This is a genomic window from Mesorhizobium sp. M7A.F.Ca.CA.002.05.1.1, from assembly GCF_003998335.1.
Lineage (GTDB): Bacteria > Pseudomonadota > Alphaproteobacteria > Rhizobiales > Rhizobiaceae > Mesorhizobium.
The window spans coordinates 1-3,057 of the sequence record NZ_RZQI01000734.1 but is presented as its reverse complement, the minus strand read 5'-3'; the positions used below and the strand labels follow the sequence as shown (position 1 = coordinate 3,057).

At 60.8% G+C, this 3,057-nt stretch carries 4 protein-coding genes; 3 read left to right on the top strand and 1 reads right to left on the bottom strand.

Annotated elements, in window-relative coordinates:
* Positions 1 to 2 precede the first annotated feature (2 nt).
* Genes EN939_RS27520 through EN939_RS27510 form a run of 3 tightly spaced genes read left to right on the top strand, consistent with a single transcriptional unit; the run spans position 3 to position 2,772 of the window.
* Positions 3 to 908 (top strand): ABC transporter permease, encoded by a 906-nt coding sequence (locus EN939_RS27520; protein ID WP_442919566.1) that lies wholly within the window; start codon positions 3 to 5, stop codon positions 906 to 908.
* Positions 905 to 1,696 carry an ABC transporter permease gene (locus EN939_RS27515; RefSeq protein ID WP_023759707.1) on the top strand — a complete coding sequence of 264 codons (792 nt, stop codon included), beginning with the start codon at positions 905 to 907 and terminating at the stop codon, positions 1,694 to 1,696. Before EN939_RS27520 ends, EN939_RS27515 begins: the two co-directional genes overlap by 4 nt.
* A gap of 11 nt (positions 1,697 to 1,707) precedes the next feature.
* Positions 1,708 to 2,772 carry an ABC transporter ATP-binding protein gene (locus EN939_RS27510; protein WP_023810097.1) on the top strand — a complete coding sequence of 355 codons (1,065 nt, stop codon included), beginning with the start codon at positions 1,708 to 1,710 and terminating at the stop codon, positions 2,770 to 2,772.
* A gap of 47 nt (positions 2,773 to 2,819) precedes the next feature.
* On the opposite strand, the gene EN939_RS38655 is transcribed toward EN939_RS27510, so the two are convergent.
* Positions 2,820 to 3,057 (bottom strand): hypothetical protein (locus EN939_RS38655; RefSeq protein ID WP_206528352.1); only part of this gene is annotated, 238 nt, incomplete at its 5' end.

Here is a 3,057-nt window from a genome sequence, read left to right as displayed (position 1 = left end):
ATATCTCATTGTCCGACCACGCTGTTACCGGGAAGACTGCGCCTCCCGCCGAAGCACGCAGCATGCGGCTGCCGACACAATGGCTTGGTGTCGCGCCTTTCTTCATCTTCGCCATCATGTTCCTCATCCTGCCCACGCTCTATCTGATGCTGGGTGCATTCCAGAACGATGCCGGCGAATTCACGCTCGAGAACATCGCAGCGCTGGCGCAACCGTCCATCGTTGCCGCCTACTGGGTTTCGATCAAGATCAGTCTTGCGTCATCGCTGATTGGCGCATTTGCGGGCCTGGCGATTGCCATCGCCATCGTGCGCGGTGGCCTGCCAGACTGGATACGTTCGGCGACACTGACGTTTTCCGGCGTGGCCTCCAATTTTGCCGGCGTGCCGCTGGCCTTTGCCTTCCTCGCCACGCTCGGCCGCCTCGGCCTTGCGACGGTGATCCTGAACACCGTGTTCGGCCTTAACATCTACGCGCACGGCTTCAACATCCTGTCATTCTGGGGCCTGACACTGACCTATGTCTATTTCCAGATACCATTGATGGTGGTGATCATCGTGCCGGCCATCGACGGACTGAAGAAGGAATGGGGCGAGGCCGCCGCGACGCTGGGCGCGACCATGTCCCAGTATTGGCGCATGGTGGTCATTCCGGTGATCTGGCCGAGTTTCCTCGGCACCGTGATCCTGTTGTTCGCCAACGCCTTCGGCGCCATCGCCACCGCCTATGCGCTGACCGGCTCGTCGCTCAACATCGTGCCGATTTTGCTCTATGCACAGATCCGTGGAGATGTGCTGCACAATGCCCATCTCGGTTATGCCATCGCCTTCGGCATGATCGTCATCACAGGTCTTGCCAATGTGTTCTACATCTGGTTCCGGACCCGTTCCGAGAGGTGGCTGAAATGAAGTCGGGAAAGTTCTGGGCCTGGCTCGTCTTTGCTCTTGGCGCGGCCTACTTTTTCATCCCGCTGATCGCGACCGTGGAGTTCTCGATGCGCATGCGGCGCGGGGAGTACTCCTTCGACGCCTACAAGGTCGTGTTGGGCGATGCCCGCTTCCAGGCCACCTTCGGCTATTCGGTACTGGCCGCCGTTTTCACCATCATTCTCGGCGTGCTGATCGTGGTGCCCGCCGCTTATTGGATTCGGCTTCGGCTGCCGCAATTGCGGCCGATCGTCGAATTCATTACCCTGCTGCCGCTGGTCATTCCGGCCATCGTCATCGTCTTCGGCTACATCAGAATGTACGGGTCGAATTCGCCGCTGCCGTTCCTGGCGACCGATACAGGCACCAATGCCTTGCTGGTCATCGGCTATGCAACACTGGCGCTGCCGTACATGTATCGCGCCGTCGACACCGGGCTTCGCACCATCGACGTGCGCACACTGACGGAGGCGGCACAGATCCTTGGTGCTGGTTGGGGGACGATCATCACCCGTGTCATCCTGCCCAACGTGCTGATCGCGGTGCTCTCGGGCGCCTTCCTCACCTTCGCCATCGTCATCGGCGAATTCACCATGGCCAGCCTGCTCAACCGGCCGGCCTTCGGCCCCTATCTGCAGAATATCGGCGCCAACCGCGCCTATGAGCCGGCGGCACTTGCCATCATCGCCTTCGCCATCACCTGGGGCTGCATGTCGCTGATACAGATCCTGTCCCGCTTCGCGCCGAGATCGGCGAACCGTCCGAACTGAAAGTCAAAGCCATGGCCGACCCATTCCTCTCCATCCAGCACGTTCGAAAATCCTTCGGCGCCACCACGGTGGTCGAGGACTTCAATCTTGACGTCGAGCGCGGCGAATTCGTCTCCTTCCTCGGCCCGTCCGGCTGCGGCAAGACCACCGTGCTGCGTATGGTGGCGGGCTTCGAGGAGCCGAGCGCCGGCACGATCGTCGTCGGCGGCAAGGACATTACGAGGTTGAAACCCAACCAGCGCAATGTCGGCATGGTGTTCCAGGCCTATGCGCTGTTTCCAAACCTGACCGTGGCGCAGAATATCGGCTTCGGCCTGAAGGTCGCCGGCATGCCCAGGGCGGACATCGATGCTCGTGTCGCCGAGATGCTCGGCATCATCAAGCTGCCGCAGATGGCGGATCGCTATCCCTACCAGCTCTCGGGCGGCCAGCAGCAACGCATCGCGCTGGCCCGCGCCATCGCGCCGAAGCCGAAGCTCTTGCTGCTCGACGAGCCGCTGTCGGCGCTCGACGCCAAGGTGCGCGTGTCGCTGCGCGAGGAAATCCGCTCGATCCAGAAGAAGCTCGGCATCACAACCATTTTCGTGACGCACGACCAGGAGGAGGCGCTGTCGATCTCGGACCGGATCGCCGTCATGTATGGCGGCAAGGCCGAGCAGGTCGGCACGCCGTTCGAGATCTACAACCGCCCGGCGACCAAGTTCGTCGCCAATTTCGTCGGCACGCTAAACGTGCTCGAAGGCACCGTCACCGATGCCGCTGCAGGCACGGTGCGGGTCAATTCCGAACAGGTTTCGCTCAAGGGCAAGCTCAACGGCTCCAAGTCCGGCGACACGCTGTCGCTGGCGCTGCGTCCGGAAGCGATTTCGCTGGGCCGTCAGCCCGGCCGTGACTCCAGCCTTTCGGGAGAAATCTCCGAAGTGCATTTTCTCGGCTCGGTCATCCGGGTTCGCGTCGGCATCGGCGGCAACACGGTCTCGCTCGACACCTTCAACAGCCCGGCAACCCCGCCGCCCGCTGTTGGTGAAAAGGCTGAGATCTCGTTCTCGTCGAGCGACATGCTGGTGCTGCACTAAAAACGGCAACACCGGCTTGGATGGCCAAGCGAAGCGAAGCCAGTGTTCTATTCGGTGGGGCAACGTCCCCAAAGGATAGGTTGCGCGAAGCTGAAATCGATCTCCAGCAGGGTATTGGGTGTCATCATCAGCAATGCACTCGTCCCGTTGGCGTTCTTCAGAATTTCCTTACCGTTTCCACTGCCGAGCACCTCCATTTGCTGTTCGATGTTCCATCGGTAGTTGTAGGATATCCCCGTTTTGAAAATGTACTCTCTGTGGATCGCGTGCTTCGAACGGGTAACC